The sequence below is a fragment of the Streptomyces sp. NPDC002181 genome (assembly GCF_042890485.1).
Lineage (GTDB): Bacteria > Actinomycetota > Actinomycetes > Streptomycetales > Streptomycetaceae > Streptomyces.
This window is the reverse complement of the sequence record NZ_JBIASC010000010.1, coordinates 190,256-209,011: the sequence shown is the minus strand read 5'-3', so window position 1 is coordinate 209,011 and position 18,756 is coordinate 190,256. Positions and strand designations below refer to the sequence as shown.

The following is an 18,756-nucleotide window of genomic DNA, read 5'->3' as shown; positions in this document are numbered from 1 at the left end:
GCGGAGGGCCGCCGGGACCGCTGGGGCGAACGCGGGACCGCTGGGGCGCACGCGGGACCGTTACGCCGAATGCAGGACCGTTACGCCGGGACCAGGGTCTTGCGGCGCCGCTTGCGCTGGGCTCCCGCCGACAGCTTCAGCTCGATGATCGACCGTACGGCCGGCCACTCCTCGTCGAGGATCGAGTAGAAGGCCGTGCTGCGCACGGCGCCGTCCAGGCCCCGCGAATGGGCCCGGCGGACCCCCTCGCAGGTGAACCCGAGCCGCTCCATCGCGGCCCGCGAGCGCCCGTTGCGGGCGTCGGCGCGCAGCGAGATGCGGCGTACGCCCCAGGTCTCGAAGGCATGGCGGAGCATGAGCAGCTTCGCCTCCGTGTTGATGCCCGTCCCCTGGGCGCCCGGGGACAGCCAGGTATTGCCGATCTCGGCGGCATCGGGGACCGCGGTCGCCGGATCACCGAACGGGACGCCCGGCACGGCGGGCCACACCAGTGGTCCCTGCCAGTAGTCGAGTTCCAGGAAGCGGGTCGAACCGACGACCCGGCCGTCGGTGGCTCTGACCACCGCGAAGGGGAGCGATCGACCCGCCGCCTGATCTGCGAGGGCGCGGTCGATGTACTCGTGGGACGCCTGCACCCCATGGGGTACGGGGGTGAAGGCGTAAGTCGTACGATCCTCGGCCCCGGCCAGGGCCAAGGCCTCGGTGTGGTGGGGGGCGAGGGGCTCGAGCCGCACGGAGCGGCCGGCGAGAAGTACGGGTACGGGCACGGAGCCTTCGGTCCTTCTGGGCGGTGGGGTGGTTGCACAGTGTGCGTCCCTGACGTCACCCCCCGCGCAAAACACGGGTGAAAGGCAACGGGCTGTCAGGTGAACGCGAGTGGCTCAATGTAGCCCCTAAATGTGCTCTCATGAACCCCCAAATTGGCAACGCCGCGGCCATGTTTTTCGATGACTTTGGTCCCCGCTCCGGAGCGTCCGTAATCCTGATCTCCGGACATGCGTTCCGGCGCGCCGCACAGGTCCCCCGGACGGCCGCCCCGACCGCCTCCGATCGAGGTAAAAACACCCCCTGACCTGCATGGACGTAAGAGAGCCCAGATGCGCCCCGGGGTGGCGCGGGCCGTCGCGGGGCCTGATGATCCCGGGCCCGCTCCGGGGTCGCGCGGGCATCGAACGGGCGGCCGTCGGTGATGTGTCCAACACCGCCCGCGGGGCGCCGCGAGGGCGTGCCAGGCCCTCCGGAGGACGGTCCGCAGCCGGTGGCGCCCGCCCTCGCTCGAACGAATGCCCGAGCGTGCCGATCGTGCATCCGCGACGGCTTCGGCTCCTCCTCCGGTGCGATCGACCCGCGCCGTCAACCGCGGCATCGCCGGCAGACCCCGGCCGCTCATCCCGGTCGGCCCCGCCTTCGGCGGGTCCTCCCATGTGCTCTCCTACGTGCGCTTCCGCCGGGCCATCGTGAGATCCGACCCGGGCGGCCCGGGGCCGCGAACGCGAGGGGGACGGGGCGTCCGGCACCCGCCCCCGCCGTCCGCCCCCTACGGTCCCTCCAACGCGCTCTTCCCGCGCGGAGCTTCACACCGTTCAAGGAAAGACGAGAGACCCCCCACCATGTCCGCACCCCGCATCACCTTCCTCCAGGGACAGGCCGTCCAGGGCGCCGCCCTCGCCCGGATCGCCGCCCGCGTCCGCACCCGGCTCGCCTCCCCGGAGTGCGCCCCGCTGCGCACCGCCCGGCGCCCCCTGTTCACCGGCATCGGCGCCTCGTACGCGGCCCTCGCCGTCCCCGTGCAGCAGCTGCGCACGGCGGGGATCGTCACCCAGCGGGTGCTGTCCGGCGAGATCGAGACCGGCACCGCGGGCTTCGACGCCGACTGCCTGATCGCCGTGTCCCGGGGCGGCCGCAGCTGCGAGACCATCGCCGCCTTACGGTGCGCCGCGCCCGGCATCACGAGGACCGCGCTGCTGGGCGTCGTACCCTCGCCGCTCGGCGAGCTCGCCGACCTGACCGTGGACCTCGGCGGCGAGCCCGACTCGTACGCCTCGACCGTCGGCTACACCGGGGCGGTCGTCGCCCTCGACCTGGTCGCCGGGGCCATCGCGGGCCGTGACCGGGATCCGTGGGGGGACATCGCCGAGCAGACGACCGCGGTCCACCGGCAGGCCGCCGATCTCGTCGCGGGCCTGCGCGTGCGCGGTGCCCGCTGCGTCGCCTCCGACGCGGTGGCGGCCGGGGCCTCGCGGGCCTCGGCCGAGGAGGGGGCGCTGCTGCTGCGCGAGGTGGTCCGGATGCCCGCGGCCGCCTCCGCCACCCGCAACTACCTGCACGGGGAGATGGAATCGGCGGGCAACACCCTGCACCTCGTCTTCGGTGACGGCCGGGAGATCGAGCTGGCCCGCTCGCTGGCCGCCGCCGGGCACCTCACGCTGCTGCTGACCACGGCCCCGGCCCGGGCGTCGGACAGCCTGTTCGTGATCCGCCTTCCCGAGGTCGCGGACGCCGTCCGGGCGGTGCTGGAGGCGGTGGTGCTCCAGGAACTGGCCGCCCAGCTCAGTGCCGAGCGCGGCGTACCGATCGAGTCGTTCGTCTTCGCCCAGGCGGACACCAAGCAGGGCGACCTCGACGCGGCCGGCGTCCAGGCGGCCGCCTACGCCCCGGCCGGCGACGCCGCAAGGGCCCCGAGCCCCTGATTCCGCCATGGTCGCGACTCAGGGGTGCTGCGGGGAATGCCCGGTCTGCGACGCTGGTTGCCCCGTCACGAGATCGAACCCCAGGGGAGCCCCGGCATGACCGAGACCGTCACCCGCATCGAGTACACCCTGCCCGTGAACGACCCCGTGGCCGAGGACCAGGTCCAGCTCAGCCGTGACGACCTCTGGGCCGGCCTGGTGGCCAAGGCCGCCGACCCGCGCCCGTACGCACCGGCGATCACCGAGTGCACGGTCCTGTCGGAGGACCCGCAGGGCCTGGTCCGCGAGATAGCCCGCGACGGCGACCGCTTCCGGGAGGTCGTGGTCTTCGACATCGGCCACCGCGTGAGCTTCCGCCGCGCGGACGAGAAGGCGGTCTGGACGATCGACAACGTCATCGGCGAGGACCCGGCCGGCGCCCTCACCCTGACGTTCAGCGGCGAGTTCGCGCGCGAGTTCGCCGCCTCCCGGCTCGCGGCGATGCGTGCGTCCATGGCGGAGACGGCCGCCCGTACCCTCGCCGTGATCCGCGAGTCCGCCGCGGCCTGAGACCGCCCCGGACCACCTGAGATCATCCGCACATGGACTTGGTACTGCGCCGGCTCGCCGCCGTCGGGCCCTTCTTCACCGTCCCGTACGGGAAGGAGCCGCCCGGGGAGGGCTTCCGGCCGCTGAGCGAGCTGTACGGACCCGCGCTGGAGCCCTACGTGGCCGAGGTGGGGCGCCGGATCGGCAGCGGGCCGGGGCGCGTCGCGGCCTCGACCGCGCAGTTCGGCATCGCCGCACGGCTGTGGTCGGTCGGGCTCGGCTGCGCCGTGCTGGGCGGCCGGGTGCCGGATCTGGGCGCCGACCGCGTGTGGTGGCGGCTGCCCGGGGAGGGATCGCTGGAGCTGTGGCTGCCCGAGCCCGGCAGGGGGGACCTGCCGGCCGGGGCGCTCGGGGAGACGGTGCTCGGCAACCTCGCGGGCCTGGACGCGCGGCTGCGGGAGCGGTACGGGGTCTCGCCCAAGGTGCTGCGCGGGAACGCCGCGTCGGGGCTGGTCGGCGCGGTGCGCATGCTGCTCGACCGGGTCCCGGGCGGCGCGGCGGTGTCCCTGGCCGCGGAACTGCTGGCCGAGGAGGGGCCGCTCGGCGGCACCGGTGCCTTCATCCACGAAGAGGGCCTCGGGGTGGCCTTCGTACGCCGCAGCTGCTGCCTGTACTACCGGGTTCCCGGCGGAGGCCTCTGCGGGGACTGCGTGCTGCGCACGGGATAGCCGGACGGGCCACCGGGGAGTCGGCTCCCCGGTGGCCCGTCAGTGTCAGCGCTTCAGGTCACCGCAGCTCAGAACGTGAGGTTCCAGGCGTCGATCTTGCCGGTGTCCGAGTTGGCGTTGTCGTTCACGCGCAGCTTCCAGAGGCCGTTGGCGACCTCGGAAGAGGCGTTGACCGTGAAGGTCTGGACGATTTTGTCCGTGCTGCCGCCGGACCGGTTGGTCAGGTTGTAGACGGTGCCGTCGGGGGCCACCAGGTCGACCTTCAGGTCACCGATGTAGGTGTGCTTGATGTCCACGCCCACCTTGAGGGTGGCCGGAGCGTTGCCGCTCACACCGCTGACGGTGATCGGGCTCTCCACGGTCGCGTTGTCGTTGATCGCGAAGTCGCCGAGGTTCTCGAAGTACTTCCCGGGCGGCGGGGTGGAGCCCACCGCCTTCAGCGCGTCGACCTGGCCCTCGCCGAAGAACGAGTTGTTGGCCGCGGTGCCGGTGCACCGGCTGTCCGAGGGGCAGGCGATGTCGTTGGCCTGGGTGGCCAGCTTGTCGCGCAGCTGCGCCGGGGTGATGTCGGGGTTGGTGCTGGCGAGCAGCGCCGCGACGCCGACCACGTGCGGGGTGGCCATCGACGTGCCGCTCTTGGTGCCGTACTTGCCGCCCGGAACGGTGGAGTAGACGTCGCTGCCCGGGGCGGCGACGTCGATGACGCCGGAACCGAAGTTGGAGAAGGAGGCCTTCGAGGTGCCGGTGCCGTTCGCCGCGACCGTGACCACGCCCGGGAGCTCGGTCGGGATGTCGAGGCAGGCGTTGGTGATGGTGCGGGTGACCGGCGTCGAGTCGTTCGGGCTCGCGGAGTCGGTCGTCTTGTGGGCGAGGTCGTAGTTCTCGTTGCCCGCCGCGGCGATCTGGAGGGAGCCCTTGCCCTCCGCGTACTCCTGGGCGCGCTTGACGCCCTCGATGATGGCGGCCTGGTCGATGTTGTCCGGGCAGTTGAACTGCCACGGGTCCGTGTAGTAGCTGTTGTTGGTGACCTTGAAGCCGTGGTCACCGGCCCAGACGAAGCCGCAGATGGTGTTCTCGGCGAAGAAGAACGAGTTGCCCGGCTCGGCGACGCGGACCGCGGAGATCTTCACGCCCGGGGCCACGCCGACGACGCCCTTGCCGTTCTTGGCGGCCGCGATGGTGCCGGCGACGTGCGTGCCGTGGCTGTCCACGTCACGCCAGGCGCCCGCCCGCGTGTCCGGCTTGCCGTACGCGCAGGAGACCGAGTCGGCCGCGTTGAAGTTCGGCGCCAGGTCCTGGTGCTGGTCGTCCACACCGGTGTCCAGGATGCCGACCTTCACGGAGGAGGAGCCGGTGGTGACGGCCCAGGCCTGGTCCGCCTTGATCTGGCTCATGTCGGCGCGGACGGGCTCGCCGGCCGGGGTCGTCGACTGGGCCGGGTTGGCGGGCAGCGCCGGGTTGTAGGCGTCGGCCGGGACGTCCGAGGTACGGGTGGCCCCGACCTGCTGGACCCCGCTGACCCCGCGCATCGTCGTGGCGAAGCCGGCCGAGGCGGAGTGGGCGACGATCACGCCGATGGAGTCGAAGTTGGAGAAGACGGTGCCGCCGTTGGCGGCGACGGCGGCGCGCACCGCCGAGCTGTCACCGGGGGCGGTGATCACGAGGTAGGCGCGGGTGCCGGCAGCCCAGGTCGCACTCTGGGAGGTCGGCGCCGCGGCGGCCTTGCCCGCTGCCTTGGCGGGTGCGGCCGGGACGACCTGGCCGGAAGGGGAGACGGGGGCGGTGCCGGCGAGCGCGGCGGGGGCCCCGAAGGCGAGTGCGGCGCCGAGCGTGGCGGCGAGCACGAGGGTACGTCGGGGTCGGCTGGATATGTGGGGTATCAATGCGTCCTCCGAAGACGGCCCGGAGGTGCTCATGACACCTACCGGGCCGTACGAAACGAGTGGTGGACGCAAGATGTCAGACGCGTGCCCCGCTATGGAAGTACCTTTTACCGCACGACACTTAACGGCCCCGTGGCCGAAAATCGACCACGGGGCCGTGTGGGGGCCGCGTGAAGGCGGTGTGAGGGCCGGCCGGCCGGGGCACCGTGGGGGCGAGCCCCGCCCGGCCGGCCCGTGACGGGCGCTCCGGTCAGACCGGTACGCCGTCCTTGGCGCCGGCCGGCGACGGGGCGGGTACGGTGGGGAGCTCCGCGCCGTGGCCGTCGTCGATCAGCGTGGTCTCGTCGAACTCCAGCCGTCCCGCGAGGACTTCGGTGGCCCGTTCGCGGTCGAACTCCTTGGTCCAGCTGCCGATGAGCACCGTCGCCACCGCGTTGCCCGCGAAGTTCGTCAGCGCCCGGGCCTCGCTCATGAACCGGTCGATGCCCACGATCAGCCCGACGCCGTCGACGAGTTCCGGCCGGTGCGACTGGAGCCCGCCGGCCAGCGTCGCGAGCCCGGCGCCGGTCACGCCCGCCGCGCCCTTCGAAGCGATGATCATGAACACCAGCAGCGAGATCTGTTCGCCGATGGCCAGCGGCTTGCCCATGGCCTCCGCGATGAACAGCGAGGACATCGTCAGGTAGATCGCGGTCCCGTCCAGGTTGAACGAGTAGCCCGTCGGCACCGTGATGCCGACCACCGGCTTCGAGACGCCCAGGTGCTCCATCTTCGCGATCAGCCGGGGCAGCGCCGATTCCGAGGAGGAGGTCGACAGGATCAGCAGGAACTCGCGCCCCAGGTAGCGCAGCAGCGAGAACACGCTCAGCCCGGTGCACACCCGCAGCAGGGTGCCGAGCACCACGAACACGAACAGCAGGCAGGTCGTGTAGAAGCCGATCATGATGACGGCCAGTGACTTCAGTGCGTCCATCCCGGTCGCGCCGACCACCGCCGCGATCGCGCCGAACGCGCCCACGGGCGCCGCCCACATGATCATCGCCAGGACGCGGAAGACCAGCTTCTGCACGTGCCCGATCCCGCGCAGCAGCGGCTCGCCCGCCGTGCCCATCGCCTGGAGCGCGAACCCGCACAGCAGCGCCACGAGCAGGGTCTGGAGCACCTGCCCGCCGGTGAAGGCGGAGACCAGGGTGGTCGGGATGATCCCGAGCAGGAACTCGGGCGTGCTCTGCGCCCCGCCCGCCTTGGCCTGCGCCTCGCCGGCGTGCTTGACGGCCTCGGTCAGGTGCAGTCCGCTGCCCGGCTCCAGCAGGTTCCCGACCAGGAGCCCGATGGCCAGCGCCACCGTGGACATGATCATGAAGTAGCCGAGGGCGAGGCCGCCCACGGCGCCGACCTTCGCGGCCTTGCGCACCGACCCGATGCCCAGCACGATCGTGCAGAAGATCACGGGCGAGATCATCATCTTGATGAGGTTCACGAAGCCGGTGCCCAGCGGCTTGAGCTCCACGGCCGTGCCGGGTGCGGCGAAGCCGACGGCGATGCCGAGGAGCACCGCGGCGATCACCGCGATGTACAGGTAGTGGGTCTTGTCGCGTCTGCCGGCCACGGCTCGCCTCCTGGTGGTGAATACGTCCCGGGAGGACCATCGCCCGAGGCTGTGACCCCGGTCACCCTTGCGTTCATTGAGTTCACGGCCCGGTGCACACTGAGCGCCATGTTCCGTTTCCCCCGACCGCCGCGCAGCCTCGCCGGCCAGCTCTTCGCCATGCAGGTGCTGCTGGTCGCCGTGGTCGTGGCCGGCTGCGCCGTCTTCGCGTACGCCACCGCCCGCGGACAGGCCGAGGAGGCCGCCCGGCGCCAGGCGGGGGCCGTGGCCCGCGCCGTCGCCGACTCCCCGTCCGTGCGCGAGGCCGTACGGGGGGCCGCGGCCGGCGCCGACCCCTCGGCCGCGCTCCAGCCGTACGCCGAGCGGGTCCGCGTGGACTCCGGGGTGGACTTCGTGACGATCATGGCCCCGGACGGGCGGCGCTGGACGCACCCCGACCCCCGCCGCATCGGCGAGCACTTCATGGGGAACACCGGCCCCGCCCTGCGCGGCGAGACCTTCAGCGAGACCTACACCGGCACCCTCGGGCCCTCCATCCGCGTGGTCACCCCGCTCGTGGACGACGGCCGGGTCACCGGCATGGTCAGCGCCGGCATCACCGTCCGCGCGATCAGCGCCCGGCTCGCCGAGCAGCTCACGGTCCTCGTCTGGGTCGCGGCCGGTGCGCTCGCCCTCGGCGGAGCCGGTACGTACGTCGTCAACGCCCGGCTGCGCCGGCACACCCACGGCATGAACGCGGCCGAGCTCAGCCGGATGTACGACTACCACCAGGCGGCCCTGCACGGGGTCCGCGAGGGCCTGCTCATGCTCGACGGCCAGCGCCGCATCACGCTCATCAACGACGCCGGACGCGAGCTGCTCGGCCTGCGCGGGGACGTCCGGGGCACCGGCGCCGCCGACCTCGGGCTGCCCGCCCCGCTCACCGGGGCGCTGCTCGCCGACCGCCCCCGCGTGGACGAGGTGCACCTGACCACCGACCGGGTGCTCGTCCTCAACAGCTCGCCCGTCGCGGGAGGAGGCCGCCGCGGCACCGTGGTCACCCTCCGCGACCACACCGAACTCCAGTCGCTCACCGGCGAACTGGACCAGGAGCGCGGGTTCACCGAGGCGCTGCGCTCCCAGGCCCACGAGGCCGCCAACCGGCTGCACACCGTGGTCTCCCTCATAGAACTCGGCCGGGCGGACGAGGCGGTGGAGTTCGCCACCGCCGAACTCCAGCTGGCCCAGGCCCTGACCGACGAGGTGGTCACCGGAGTGGGAGAGCCCGTCCTGGTGGCGCTGCTGCTGGGCAAGGCCGCCCAGGCACACGAACGCGGGGTCGAACTGGTCGTCACCCCCGACAGCCGCGCCGTCAGGGCCGGCACCGGAAACCTCCCCGCCCGGGACCTCGTCACCGTGCTCGGCAACCTCCTCGACAACGCCGTCGACGCCCTGACCGGGGTCCCCGGGGCCCGGATCGCGGTCACCGTCCGGCCCGACAAGGACGCACTGCTGCTCCGCGTCGCCGACAACGGCCCCGGGCTGCCCGCGGGCGCCGCCGCCGACGTGTTCCTGCGCGGCTGGTCGGGCAAGGGAGAAGGGCGCGGCCTCGGCCTCGCCCTGGTCCGGCAGGTGGCCCACCGCCACGGCGGGAGCGCGCTGGCCGGCGAAGGGCCGGGCGGGGGAGCCGAGTTCACCGTACGACTGCCGATGCGAAGGGAGCCGACGCCATGAGCGACGCGCTCGGGGCGCCCGCGGGATCCGCAGTGCGCGTGCTGGTGGTCGAGGACGACCCCGTCGCCGCCGACGCGCACGCCCTCTACGTGGGCCGGGTGCCCGGCTTCACCGCGGTCGGCGCCGTCCATTCGCTCGCCGAGGCCACCCGCCTCCTGGAACGGACCCGGGTCGACCTGCTGCTGCTCGACCTCACCCTGCCCGACGGGCACGGGCTGCGCTTCGCCCGCCGGCTGCGGGCCTCCGGACACCCCGTGGACGTGATCGTCGTGACGTCGGCGCGTGACCTGGCCGTGGTGCGCGAGAGCGTCTCGCTCGGGGTGGTCCAGTACGTGCTGAAGCCGTTCGCCTTCCCGACGCTGCGCGAACGGCTGCTGCGCTACGCCGAGTTCCGCGCGACGGCGGGTGAGGCGGCCGGCCAGGACGACGTGGACCGGGCGCTCGCCGCCCTGCGCGCCCCGAGCCCCGCCGAGCTTCCGAAAGGACTGAGCGCGCCGACCCTGGAGCGGGTCGGCGCGCTGCTGCGGGCGGCGCCCGAGGGGCTGACCGCCGCGGGGGCGGCCGAGGCGGCCGGCATCTCCCGGATCACGGCCCGCCGCTACCTGGAGCACCTGGTGGACACCGGCCGGGCGGACCGCACCCCCCGCTACGGGCAGGTCGGCCGCCCGGAACTGCACTACCGCTGGCTGCCCGCGGCGGCCGGGACCGGTTCGGTGTCGAAGGTGTAGAACTTCCGGTGGTCCAGCAGGTCGGCCGGGGCCACGTCGTTCCACGGCCGCATCGTGTCGTTCAGGTCGACGACGTTCGCGGTGCCGGCGGCCGGCAGGTACGCGGACTTCGGGTGGCGGGCCTGCCACTCGGCCCACAGCTTGTCGACGTAGGCGTGGTGCATCCAGAACACCGGGTCGTTGGGGGAGACCCCGGTGGCCATCTGGCCGCCGACCCAGACGTGCACCCGGTTGTGCAGGTTGGCGCCGCGCCAGCCCTCCAGGTTGTTGCGGAAGCCGTTCGAGGAGCTGTTCCAGGGGGCCATGTCGTACACCGGCATGGCGAGGACGGCTTCCACCTCGGCCTTGCTCGGCAGTTCGGCCACGCCCTCGCCCAGCGCGCGGCGCAGGTAGGCCCGCCCGTCCACCCGTACGTTCACGTTGAACTTCCCGGCGGCGTACGCGAACGGCCCGTCCATGACCTGTCCGTCGCGGGCCCGGCCGGTGCCGCCGAGGAAGTCGGCGGCCCAGAGGGAGGAGCGGGAGGTGCGGTCCGCGGTCCAGTCCCAGTAGGGGAGCGCCACCTTCGCGTCCACTTTCTGCAGCGCCGCCTCGAACTCCAGCAGGAAGCGGCGGTGCCAGGGAAGGAAGGAGGGGGAGCGGTGGCCCACCCGGTCGCCCGAGTCCGTGTCGCTCATGATGAACCCGTTGTGGGTGGTCACGAAGCGGTCGTAGACACCCGTCCGCTTCAGTTCCAGCAGCGCGTTCGTGAAGGCGCGCTTCTCCTCGGCGGTGAGGGCGGCCTGGTTCTTGCGGACGGTCATGCCGTGCCTCCCATGGGCGCGAAGGGGGCGAGGACGGCGCCCTGGAGCTCGCGCACCGCGGCGCGGGCGAGCGAGGCCGGATCGGCGAAGGTCTCGTAGTGGTTGACCACGCTGATCCAGGTGCCGTCGGCGTTGCGCATGACGTGCAGTTCGCGGCCGTCTATCCGGACGGTGGGCAGACCGTCGTGGCCGCCCCCGTGGTGGCCGCCGTGGTGTCCGCCCCCGTCCGCGGCCGGGGTGATCTGTATGCGGCGGCCCTGGTACACCTCGTCGACCGTGCCGGAGGGTATGGAGGCGCGGGAGTCGGCGGCGGCCGCGTGCGCGGTGGCGCCCGCTATGCCGAGGGCTGAGAGTGCGCCGGCTGTGGTGCCCAAGGCCTGCCGGCGGGTGATCTTGTTCATGGGCCGAAGAACTATCAGGGCCGCGCGAGCCGTTGACCGGTATCCGGACATCGGCGGATAAGTTTCCCGTAGAACCAGTTGGCCGATCTTGCGGTTCGAACCGGCTCCGGCGGCCCGAACGGGAAGATCTTCGATCAAAAGTCTACTCGACGGTAATTTATCCGGTCGCGCGCGGTCCACTTCTTGTAACGATCAGTCACTTATAGTCCGAATATGGCTCTTCACGAGACGAAAGACGTAGGCGCCGGCGACGCCGACGAGGACGTGTTCACGACCGCCCTCAGCGGCGAGGTCCTCCCCAAGTACCGGATCCCCGACGACCACGCGCCCACCGAGGTGGTCTACGAGCTGCTCAGCAACGAGCTCCTCCTCGACGGCAACGCGGCCCAGAACCTGGCCACCTTCTGCACCACCTGGTCCGACGACGGCGTGCACCGCCTGATGAACCAGTGCCTCGACAAGAACATGATCGACAAGGACGAGTACCCGCAGACCGCGGAGATCGAGGCCCGCTGCGTCAACATCCTGGCCGACCTCTGGAACGCCCCGGCCGGCGGCGCCGCCACCGGCTGCTCCACCACCGGATCCAGCGAGGCCGCCATGCTCGGCGGCCTCGCGCTCAAATTCCGCTGGCGCGCCCGCCGCCAGGCCCAGGGGCTCCCCGCCGACCGGCCCAACCTGGTGTGCGGGCCGGTCCAGATCTGCTGGGAGAAGTTCGCCCGCTACTTCGACGTGGAACTGCGCCCGGTCCCGCTCGAACCCGACGCCACCGGCCTGCGCCCCCACCAGCTCGCCGAGTACGTCGACGAGAACACCATCGGCGTCGTCGCCATCGTCGGGGTCACCTACACCTGCGACTACGAGCCCGTCGCCGAGATCGCCGCCGAGCTCGACCGCATCCAGGCCGAGCACGGCTGGGACATCCCGATCCACGTGGACGGGGCCAGCGGCGGCTTCGTCGCGCCCTTCCTCCACCCCGACGTGGTGTGGGACTTCCGGCTGCCCCGCGTGGCCTCCGTCAACAGCTCCGGGCACAAGTACGGGCTCGCTCCCCTCGGCGTCGGCTGGATCGTGTGGCGCACCGCCGACCTGCTGCCCAAGGAGCTCGTCTTCGACGTGGACTACCTCGGCGGGGACATGCCGACCTTCGCCCTCAACTTCTCCCGCCCCGGCGGCGAGGTCATCGCCCAGTACTACCTGTTCCTGCGGCTCGGCCGGGCCGGCTACCGGCGCGTCCACGAGGCCTGCGTCGCCACCGCCCAGTACCTGGCCGGGGAGATCGCCGCCATGGGCCCGTTCACCCTGCTCTACGACGGCCTCGGCGGCCTCCCCGCCGTCTCCTACCGGCTCACCGACCCCGCCGCTGCCGGGTTCAGCCTCTACGACCTCTCCGACCGGCTGCGGATGCGCGGCTGGCAGGTGCCCTCGTACCCGCTGCCGGCCAACCGCCAGGACACCGTCATCCAGCGGGTGCTGATCCGGCACGGGGTGACCCGCGACCAGATCGCCCTCCTCGCCACGGACCTGCGCAACGCGGTCGAACACCTCACCGCGACACCCCCGCCGACCCCGGCGACCGAACCCCGCTCGGGGTTCCACCACTAGAGGAACACGCTCCAGGGGAACCCCGGCGTCAGGCGGGCGCCGACCAGCGCATGCCGAGGGCGTCCAGGGCGGCGACGCGGTCCGGGGCGAGGGCCGAGGAGCGGGAGCGCTGGTTGGCGATCCAGGCACCCAGGCGCACCTCCCGGTCGCCGACCCGCTCCACATGCGTGCGCGGGACGCGCAGGTGCTGCTCGCGCGTGTGGAACTGGCGGGCCGCAGCCAGGTGCTGCGCCCACTTCTCGGCCTGCGTGCGCCGGGGGCGCGGCCGCTCGGCCGCGCTCGCCCCCGTCACCCCCAGCGTGTGCTCCAGCAGCCAGCGCTGCGCCCAGGCCAGCTGCTCCCACGCCACCCGCTGGCTCCGCAGCCACCGGCCCAGGTCCTCGCCCTGGACGACCACCTCGCCGGGGGCCAGCGGCAGCCGGCCGCCCGCGTCGAGGTGGACGCGGGTCAGGTGGAAGGCGCGCTGCCAGGAGATCTCCCAGGCCGGGCACCAGGACGCGTCGATGGCCTCCAGGGCCTCCCGGCGCTCCTCCGGCAGGCCACCGGGGCCCTCGCGGCGGGCGGCGGCCCGCTGGTTCTTGACCCACACCCCGACCGGCGCGCCGCGCCAGGTGGCCTCCGCCGGGGGCAGCAGGTGGCCGTGTTCCGCCGCCCAGCCGCGCGCCGCCGCGAGCCCCTCCTCGTACGCCACGTCGAAGTGGCTCCACACCATCCCGAGCCCGTCGAGCTGCGCGACCCGCTCGCGGCCGAGGGCGCCCCGGCGGTGGGTGCGCCGTACGTCCGCGATCCACTGGCCGAGCGGGAACCGCTCAAGCCCGGGCGGCCAGGCCCCGGCGGCGGGTTCCGCGCCGGCCCGGGCCTGCCCGGCCGGCACCCTGAACGCGAACGGAACCCGCAGGTCCCCCGCCCGGGCCGCGTAGATCCGGGCCGCCTCCACCCCGCGCCGCCAGTTCTCGTGCTCCGGATGCAGCACCCGCAGCCGGATGAACGCCGCCAGCAGCGCCGGATCGCGCGGGGTGGAGAAGCTCAGCAGGGCCCGCGCCCCGGTCCGCACCCCCGTCCCGGCCACGGCCTCGCCGCCGGACTCCGCCCCCGCCCGGCTCGGCGCCTGGGGCTGGGCCAGCGATTCGACCAGCCGGGTGTCGTGCGCCCGCAGCGCCTCCAGCAGCCGGGCGAGATCCCCGTACGCGCGCGAGGTCAGCATCGACTCGGCCGTCTCACCCGGCCCCAGCAGCACGGGGACCACCAGCGAGGCGACCTTTCCCTCGCCGGGGCGGATGCGCAGCGCCCGGCCGACGGCCTGGACCAGGTCCGGCATGGACCCCCGTACGTCGGCCCAGAAGACGGAATCGCACTCCTTGGTGTCCACGCCCTCGCCCAGGACCCGGACACTGCCGAGGAAGGCCTTGTCGGCGCCCCCGTCCGCGGCGAACTCCGCCAGCACCCGCCGCCGGTGCTCCGCCGTGTGCTGCCCGCACAGCCAGTCCGCCCGGACCGTACGGGGGTACAACGGCTCCGCCGCCCCGCTCGCGGCCCGCAGCCGCCGCGCGACCGCCGGCAGTCCGGCCGCGAAGGCCTCGGCCTCCCGCGTCAGATGGTGGAAGACGAGGGTGCGCCGGAACCCCTGGTCCGCGGCCGCCTTCACCAGCGCCGCCTGGAGCGCGGCCAGCCGTGATCCGCGCACGGCGTCGGATCGCGCGTCCGCGCCCAGGAGCACCGCCGCCTGGAACCCAGGATCGCTGACGTCCACGCACACCACCCGGTACGGGGCGCAGATGCCGCGGTCGATGGCCTCCGCGAGGGTCAGGGTGTGGCAGCGCCCGCCGAAGGGGCCGGCGGGGTCGTCCTCCATCGACGCGACGAGCCCGCCCCGCCCGGGGCCGCCCTCCCCGCCTTCCTCTTCCTGCGCGCCGTCCTGCCAGACCCGGGGCGTGGCCGTCATGTACAGCCGCCGGACGGAGGGGATCCGGGTGTTGTCGTGCACCACGGCCCACGGTTTCCCGGTCCGCCCGGACGTCCGGTGCGCCTCGTCGACCACGATCAGGTCCCAGCCCGGCAGCCCGGCGAGGTGGGCCTGCTCGATCGTGCCGAGGCCCAGCGAGGCGTACGTGGCGTACACCGTCACCCGCTGCGCCGCCGGGCCCGCCCGGCGGGCGAGTTCGGCCGGGTCGGTCGTGGCCGGCATGCCGGCGTCGGCGGGGCTCAGGGAGCACACCGCCAGGGCGGCTCCGGTCCGGCCGCCCTCGCGCCAGGCGGCCGCCGTCTGTACGAGCAGGTCCAGCGAGGGTACGAGGACCAGGACCCGGCCGGCCCGCAGTTCCTCGGCCGAGCGGACCGCGACCAGGGATTTGCCGGAGCCGGTGGCCATGATCACCTGGGTGCGCAGTCCGGGCCCGGGCACCCGGCCGCGGGCGGGCAGTTCGAGGGCCCGCAGCACGGCGTCGACGGCCTCGCGCTGGTGCGGACGGAGTTCTTTCCTCGCCATGCCCCGCTCCGTCCGCCGCTCCGCCCTGATCAGCCTTTTCGGCTCCAGACCCCATCCTGCACGAGGTTTGAAGCATGCAGGGCCCGCGGCGCGTGCGGATCACATCTTGGCGCCGAAGTTCTGCGTCCACCAGGGACCGCCCGGACCCGAGTGGATGCCGACGCCGATGTCCTTGAAGGAGCAGTTGAGGATGTTGGCGCGGTGGCCCGGGCTCTTCATCCACGAGTCCATGACCGAGGCCGCGGTCTGCTGGCCCCGCGCGATGTTCTCCCCGTACGTCGACCAGCGGTACCCGGCGGCCGTCGTCCGCTTCCCGGGGTCGGCCCCGTCGGGGTTGGTGTGGTCGAAGAAGTTCCGGGCCGCCATGTCGTCGGAGTGGCCCTGGGCGGCGTTCCGCAGCTGCGGGTCCTCCTTGAGGGGGCCGCAGCCGGCCGCCGCGCGCTCGGAGTTGACCAGCGCGATGACCTGGCCGGCGACACCCGTGGGCGCGGGTCCCGGCGCGGGCGCCGACGGGCGCGGGGCCGGGGCCTTGGACTTGGTCGGCTCGGGGCTCGGCGTCGGGCTCGCGGCGGACGGGCTGGGCGAGGCGGAGGGCGACGGGGAGGGCGAGGCCGAAGCGGAGGGCGAGGCCGATTCCGAGGGGGAGGCGAGAGGGGAGTCGGACGCCTTCAGCGCCGACACCGGGGCGGCGGGCGCCGCGCCGGTGTCCTTGCCGTCCGAGCCGGGGAACCCGCCGAGGTAGGCGAGGCCGCCGCCCGCCACGCAGGCGGCGAGCACCGCGCCGCCGATCGCCCGGCGGCGGCCCTGGCGGCGCTTGCGCAGGGCGCTGCGGCCACCGACGTGGCCGGCGTCCGGTATGCCTCCCTGGCCGGAGACCGTGGGGGTGAGCTGCGTCGCGGCGTCGGAGAAGTCGGCGCCGGAGAAGTCGGTGCCGTCGAATGCGGTGCCGTCGAATCCGGCTCCGTCGAAATCGGCGCCCGTGCCCGCGCCGCCGTCGTACCCGTACGCCGGGGAGGCCGAGCCCGCGCCGCCGTCGTACGCGTACGCCGCGTCGGCCGGGGCGAAGCCCGCACCCGCGGAGGCGGAGCCGGCCGCCGCGGCCGACCGTATGCCCGCCAGCAGCGCCATCGAGACCGGGACCAGGGCCAGGCCCGCCAGCAGCCCCTCCGCCGGGAGCAGTCCGCTCCACAGTCCCGCGCACCGTACGCACTCACGCGCGTGCCGGGCTATTCGCTTGCGCCACAGCGTCGACGGCACCCCGTCCCAGGTGCCCGTCAGCGCCCGCAGACCCTCGCACGGGGGCTGCGCCTCCAGCGCCCGCTCCACCACCCGGGCCGACTCCAGCTGCGCCTTCATCCGCTGCACCCGCACCGCCGTGTGCTGCGGGGACAGTTCGAGGGCCGTGGCCACCTCGGCACGGGTCAGCTCCCCGGCGCACTCCAGCCACCACAGCGACAGCAGCGCCCGGTCGTCGGTCTCCAGCCAGCGGGTGGCGCGGGCGGTCTCCCGCTGCTGGCCTTCGAGCTGGAGCCGCAGGACGGTCAGGTCGACGAAGTCGGCGCCCGGGTCGGCCAGTTCCCAGGCGGCTTCGAGCCCGCTCTCGCCGGGGGCGCTGTGCCGGGCCTGCCAGTGCGCCCGCACGCGGTTCATCGCGATCGCGACCAGCCAGGACCGGAAGCTGTCGTCCGACCGCAGGGTGCCCAGCCCGTCGAGCGCCCGCAGCATCGTGTCCTGCACCACGTCATCCACGTCGACGGAGCCGTTCAGAGCGCGCCCGACGATGTTGTAGACGAGCGGCAGATAGGTGCCGACCAGCTCGTCCTGCGCGCGGGGATCGCCCGCGCGGGCCGCTGCCACCAGCGCTGCCGTGTGCTGTTCAGTCATGTGAGGTTCCCTGTCCGTACCGGCGGTCGATGATGCCCGATACCTGGGAGACCGTCGAGCGCGGGCCGGATAACGGTTATCCGGAAGAAGAACCGAAGATATTTTCCGGCAGCCGGTGGGGGCGGCGTCGCGCCACTGTTTCACAGCAGCGGAGCGAGCGCCTCCGTGGCCGCGAGCAAGGCCGGGGCGTACGCCTCGATCTCCTCGCGGGAGACGAGGAACGTCACCGTGGTGACGCTGACTCCGCCGATGGGGTGGCCGTCCGGGCCCAGGACGGCGGCGCCGACGCACCGGATCGTCGGCTCGTTCTCCTCGTCGTCCACGGCGAAGCCCCGGGCCCGGACCGCCTCCAGCTCCGCCAGCAGCGCCCCGGGGCCGGTCAGCGTCTTCGGCGTGCGGCGCGGCAGGCCCGCGCTCGCGATCAGCTCCCGTACCTCCTCCTCGGGCAGGTGCGCCAGGATGCTCTTGCCGATCGCCGTGCTGTGCAGCGGCATCCGCATCCCGACCCGGGAGGCGGTCTGGAACGGCTGGTCGCTCTCCAGCTTCCGGATGTAGGTGAGCGTCTCCCCGCTGTGCAGGGCCAGGTGGACCGTCTGGCCGACGGCCTCGCGCAGTTCGCCGAGGATCCGGCCGATGCTGGCCGGCTCGCCACCGCTGACCAGGGCGGACAGTCCGCGCAGCCGGGGGCCCACCCCGTATCGCGATCCGCTCTGCGGGCGTACGAAGCCCTGCTCGGTCAGCGAGGCGAGGATCCGGAACGCGCTCGACTTGGGCACGGCGGCGGCGGCCACGACGTCGGTGAGCCGGTGCGGTCCGCCGGGCGCGGCCACGGCCTCCAGGATCCGCATCGACTTCTCCAGCGCCGTGCCGGCGGCCGAGGTCCGGCCGCCGCGCGCGGGGCTCTCGGCCGCGTCCTCCGTGGGCCGGTCATCGGGCATGCGCTCTCCCAGGGCAGGGCGGGTGGGGGTAGGGTCTGCCAAAGTGGTTCCGCTACACGGTACTGCGTTCCGCTACGTGGAACAAGTGGTGGATGTGACGCAGTGGAACAGATGGAGAGGGAGGGGTCCTTTGTCCTGCCACCCGTACGACGCGATGTCAGCCCAGCGCCTGCTGCCGGTCCTGCGCGACGCCGACGCGGACGGAGCCGTCCGCCGGACCGCCGGCCTGCTGGCCGCCGGCTGCCGCGTGGTCGAGCTGACCACCTCCACCCCCGGCTGGGCCGAGGCCGTCGCCCGGACCGCACCGCTCGCCGACGCGCACGGCCGGCAGTCCCTGATCGGCGTCGGCACCGTCACCACGGCCGCCCAGGCCGAGACCGCCCTCGACGCGGGCGCGGCCTTCCTGATCTCCCCGTACCCGGCCCCCGGGGTACGCGCGCTCGCCGACCGGCGCGGGGCGGTCTTCGTCGAGGGCGGCTTCACCCCGGGCGAGATCGCCTCCGCCGTCCGGTCGGCGGGCGCCGCCAAGGTGTTCCCGGCCCACGTCGGCGGCCCGGAGTTCATCCGCTCCCTCAAGGCGGTGCTGCCCGGAGCGCTGTTGATCCCGACCGGTGGCATCCGGCCCTCGGGGATACGGGACTGGCTCGCCGCCGGGGCCGCCGCCGTCGGCATCGGCAGCGGACTCCCCGGCGATCCGGCCGAACTGGCCGCCGTGTTCGCCGGTCTGGCCCGGCCGTGCTGCACCGGCTGCGCCGCCGCGG

General features: G+C 73.5%; 14 protein-coding genes and 1 pseudogene. 7 read left to right on the top strand and 8 right to left on the bottom strand.

Annotation, left to right across the window (positions count from 1 at the left end; translation table 11 throughout):
- Positions 1–80 precede the first annotated feature (80 nt).
- Positions 81–767: a GNAT family N-acetyltransferase gene (locus tag ACFYXV_RS24120; RefSeq protein WP_383352485.1), complete on the bottom strand. Its 687-nt coding sequence runs from the start codon at positions 765–767 to the stop codon at positions 81–83.
- Positions 768–1,610: 843 nt separating this feature from the next.
- On the opposite strand from ACFYXV_RS24120, the gene ACFYXV_RS24115 reads away from it, so the two are divergent.
- The 3 genes from ACFYXV_RS24115 (at position 1,611) to ACFYXV_RS24105 (ending at position 3,946) form a co-directional block, all read left to right on the top strand.
- On the top strand, positions 1,611–2,690 hold the full coding sequence (locus tag ACFYXV_RS24115; protein WP_389383999.1) for an SIS domain-containing protein: 1,080 nt from the start codon (positions 1,611–1,613) through the stop codon (positions 2,688–2,690).
- A 96-nt stretch (positions 2,691–2,786) separates the two neighbouring features.
- Complete coding sequence (locus ACFYXV_RS24110) at positions 2,787–3,239, top strand: SRPBCC family protein (protein ID WP_385476114.1); 453 nt, start codon at positions 2,787–2,789, stop codon at positions 3,237–3,239.
- Between the two features lie 32 nt (positions 3,240–3,271).
- Positions 3,272–3,946 (top strand): (2Fe-2S)-binding protein, encoded by a 675-nt coding sequence (locus ACFYXV_RS24105; protein WP_385476112.1) that lies wholly within the window; start codon positions 3,272–3,274, stop codon positions 3,944–3,946.
- A 68-nt stretch (positions 3,947–4,014) separates the two neighbouring features.
- Here ACFYXV_RS24105 and ACFYXV_RS24100 read toward each other — a convergent pair whose 3' ends face one another.
- Both ACFYXV_RS24100 and ACFYXV_RS24095 read right to left on the bottom strand, forming a co-directional pair.
- The gene (locus ACFYXV_RS24100) at positions 4,015–5,790 is read right to left on the bottom strand and encodes a S8 family serine peptidase (RefSeq protein WP_389383998.1); all 1,776 of its coding nucleotides are present in this window, start codon (positions 5,788–5,790) and stop codon (positions 4,015–4,017) included.
- Positions 5,791–6,079: 289 nt separating this feature from the next.
- A complete protein-coding gene (locus tag ACFYXV_RS24095; RefSeq protein WP_389383997.1) occupies positions 6,080–7,438 on the bottom strand; it encodes a cation:dicarboxylate symporter family transporter in 1,359 nt (452 codons plus the stop codon).
- Positions 7,439–7,546: 108 nt separating this feature from the next.
- On the opposite strand from ACFYXV_RS24095, the gene ACFYXV_RS24090 reads away from it, so the two are divergent.
- On the top strand, positions 7,547–9,151 hold the full coding sequence (locus ACFYXV_RS24090) for an ATP-binding protein (RefSeq protein WP_389383996.1): 1,605 nt from the start codon (positions 7,547–7,549) through the stop codon (positions 9,149–9,151).
- Positions 9,148–9,879, top strand: coding sequence for a response regulator (locus ACFYXV_RS24085; protein WP_385835539.1), 732 nt, complete (start codon positions 9,148–9,150; stop codon positions 9,877–9,879). Before ACFYXV_RS24090 ends, ACFYXV_RS24085 begins: the two co-directional genes overlap by 4 nt.
- Here ACFYXV_RS24085 and ACFYXV_RS24080 read toward each other — a convergent pair.
- Both ACFYXV_RS24080 and ACFYXV_RS24075 read right to left on the bottom strand, forming a co-directional pair.
- Complete coding sequence (locus tag ACFYXV_RS24080) at positions 9,828–10,682, bottom strand: tyrosinase family protein (RefSeq protein ID WP_389383995.1); 855 nt, start codon at positions 10,680–10,682, stop codon at positions 9,828–9,830. The genes ACFYXV_RS24085 and ACFYXV_RS24080 overlap by 52 nt on opposite strands.
- A complete protein-coding gene (locus ACFYXV_RS24075) occupies positions 10,679–11,083 on the bottom strand; it encodes a tyrosinase family oxidase copper chaperone (RefSeq protein ID WP_385465900.1) in 405 nt (134 codons plus the stop codon). The genes ACFYXV_RS24080 and ACFYXV_RS24075 overlap by 4 nt, the downstream gene beginning before the upstream one ends.
- 213 nt (positions 11,084–11,296) lie before the next feature.
- On the opposite strand from ACFYXV_RS24075, the gene ACFYXV_RS24070 reads away from it, so the two are divergent.
- Positions 11,297–12,688 (top strand): glutamate decarboxylase, encoded by a 1,392-nt coding sequence (locus tag ACFYXV_RS24070; RefSeq protein ID WP_385465897.1) that lies wholly within the window; start codon positions 11,297–11,299, stop codon positions 12,686–12,688.
- A gap of 28 nt (positions 12,689–12,716) precedes the next feature.
- Here the strand turns inward: ACFYXV_RS24070 and ACFYXV_RS24065 are convergent, their stop codons facing one another.
- The 3 genes from ACFYXV_RS24065 to ACFYXV_RS24055 all read right to left on the bottom strand — a co-directional run bounded on the left by ACFYXV_RS24065 (position 12,717) and on the right by ACFYXV_RS24055 (position 17,995).
- Complete coding sequence (locus ACFYXV_RS24065) at positions 12,717–15,173, bottom strand: Helicase associated domain protein (RefSeq protein ID WP_389383994.1); 2,457 nt, start codon at positions 15,171–15,173, stop codon at positions 12,717–12,719.
- 99 nt (positions 15,174–15,272) lie between these two features.
- Positions 15,273–17,057 carry a sigma-70 family RNA polymerase sigma factor gene (locus tag ACFYXV_RS24060; protein WP_389383993.1) on the bottom strand — a complete coding sequence of 595 codons (1,785 nt, stop codon included), beginning with the start codon at positions 17,055–17,057 and terminating at the stop codon, positions 15,273–15,275.
- A gap of 140 nt (positions 17,058–17,197) precedes the next feature.
- Positions 17,198–17,995, bottom strand: coding sequence for an IclR family transcriptional regulator (locus ACFYXV_RS24055; RefSeq protein WP_389383992.1), 798 nt, complete (start codon positions 17,993–17,995; stop codon positions 17,198–17,200).
- Here ACFYXV_RS24055 and ACFYXV_RS24050 point away from each other — a divergent pair.
- Positions 17,994–18,707, top strand: a pseudogene (locus ACFYXV_RS24050) (bifunctional 4-hydroxy-2-oxoglutarate aldolase/2-dehydro-3-deoxy-phosphogluconate aldolase); the annotation flags it as partial. The gene ACFYXV_RS24055 and the pseudogene ACFYXV_RS24050 overlap by 2 nt on opposite strands.
- Positions 18,708–18,756 lie beyond the last annotated feature (49 nt).

Coding starts and splice junctions, on each gene's coding strand:
- ACFYXV_RS24115 (WP_389383999.1), top strand. CDS start 1,611: ATGTCCGCACCCCGCATCACCTTCCTCCAGGGACAGGCCGTCCAGGGC.
- ACFYXV_RS24110 (WP_385476114.1), top strand. CDS start 2,787: ATGACCGAGACCGTCACCCGCATCGAGTACACCCTGCCCGTGAACGAC.
- ACFYXV_RS24105 (WP_385476112.1), top strand. CDS start 3,272: ATGGACTTGGTACTGCGCCGGCTCGCCGCCGTCGGGCCCTTCTTCACC.
- ACFYXV_RS24090 (WP_389383996.1), top strand. CDS start 7,547: ATGTTCCGTTTCCCCCGACCGCCGCGCAGCCTCGCCGGCCAGCTCTTC.
- ACFYXV_RS24085 (WP_385835539.1), top strand. CDS start 9,148: ATGAGCGACGCGCTCGGGGCGCCCGCGGGATCCGCAGTGCGCGTGCTG.
- ACFYXV_RS24080 (WP_389383995.1), bottom strand. CDS start 10,682: ATGACCGTCCGCAAGAACCAGGCCGCCCTCACCGCCGAGGAGAAGCGC.
- ACFYXV_RS24075 (WP_385465900.1), bottom strand. CDS start 11,083: ATGAACAAGATCACCCGCCGGCAGGCCTTGGGCACCACAGCCGGCGCA.
- ACFYXV_RS24070 (WP_385465897.1), top strand. CDS start 11,297: ATGGCTCTTCACGAGACGAAAGACGTAGGCGCCGGCGACGCCGACGAG.
- ACFYXV_RS24065 (WP_389383994.1), bottom strand. CDS start 15,173: ATGGCGAGGAAAGAACTCCGTCCGCACCAGCGCGAGGCCGTCGACGCC.
- ACFYXV_RS24060 (WP_389383993.1), bottom strand. CDS start 17,057: ATGACTGAACAGCACACGGCAGCGCTGGTGGCAGCGGCCCGCGCGGGC.
- ACFYXV_RS24055 (WP_389383992.1), bottom strand. CDS start 17,995: ATGCCCGATGACCGGCCCACGGAGGACGCGGCCGAGAGCCCCGCGCGC.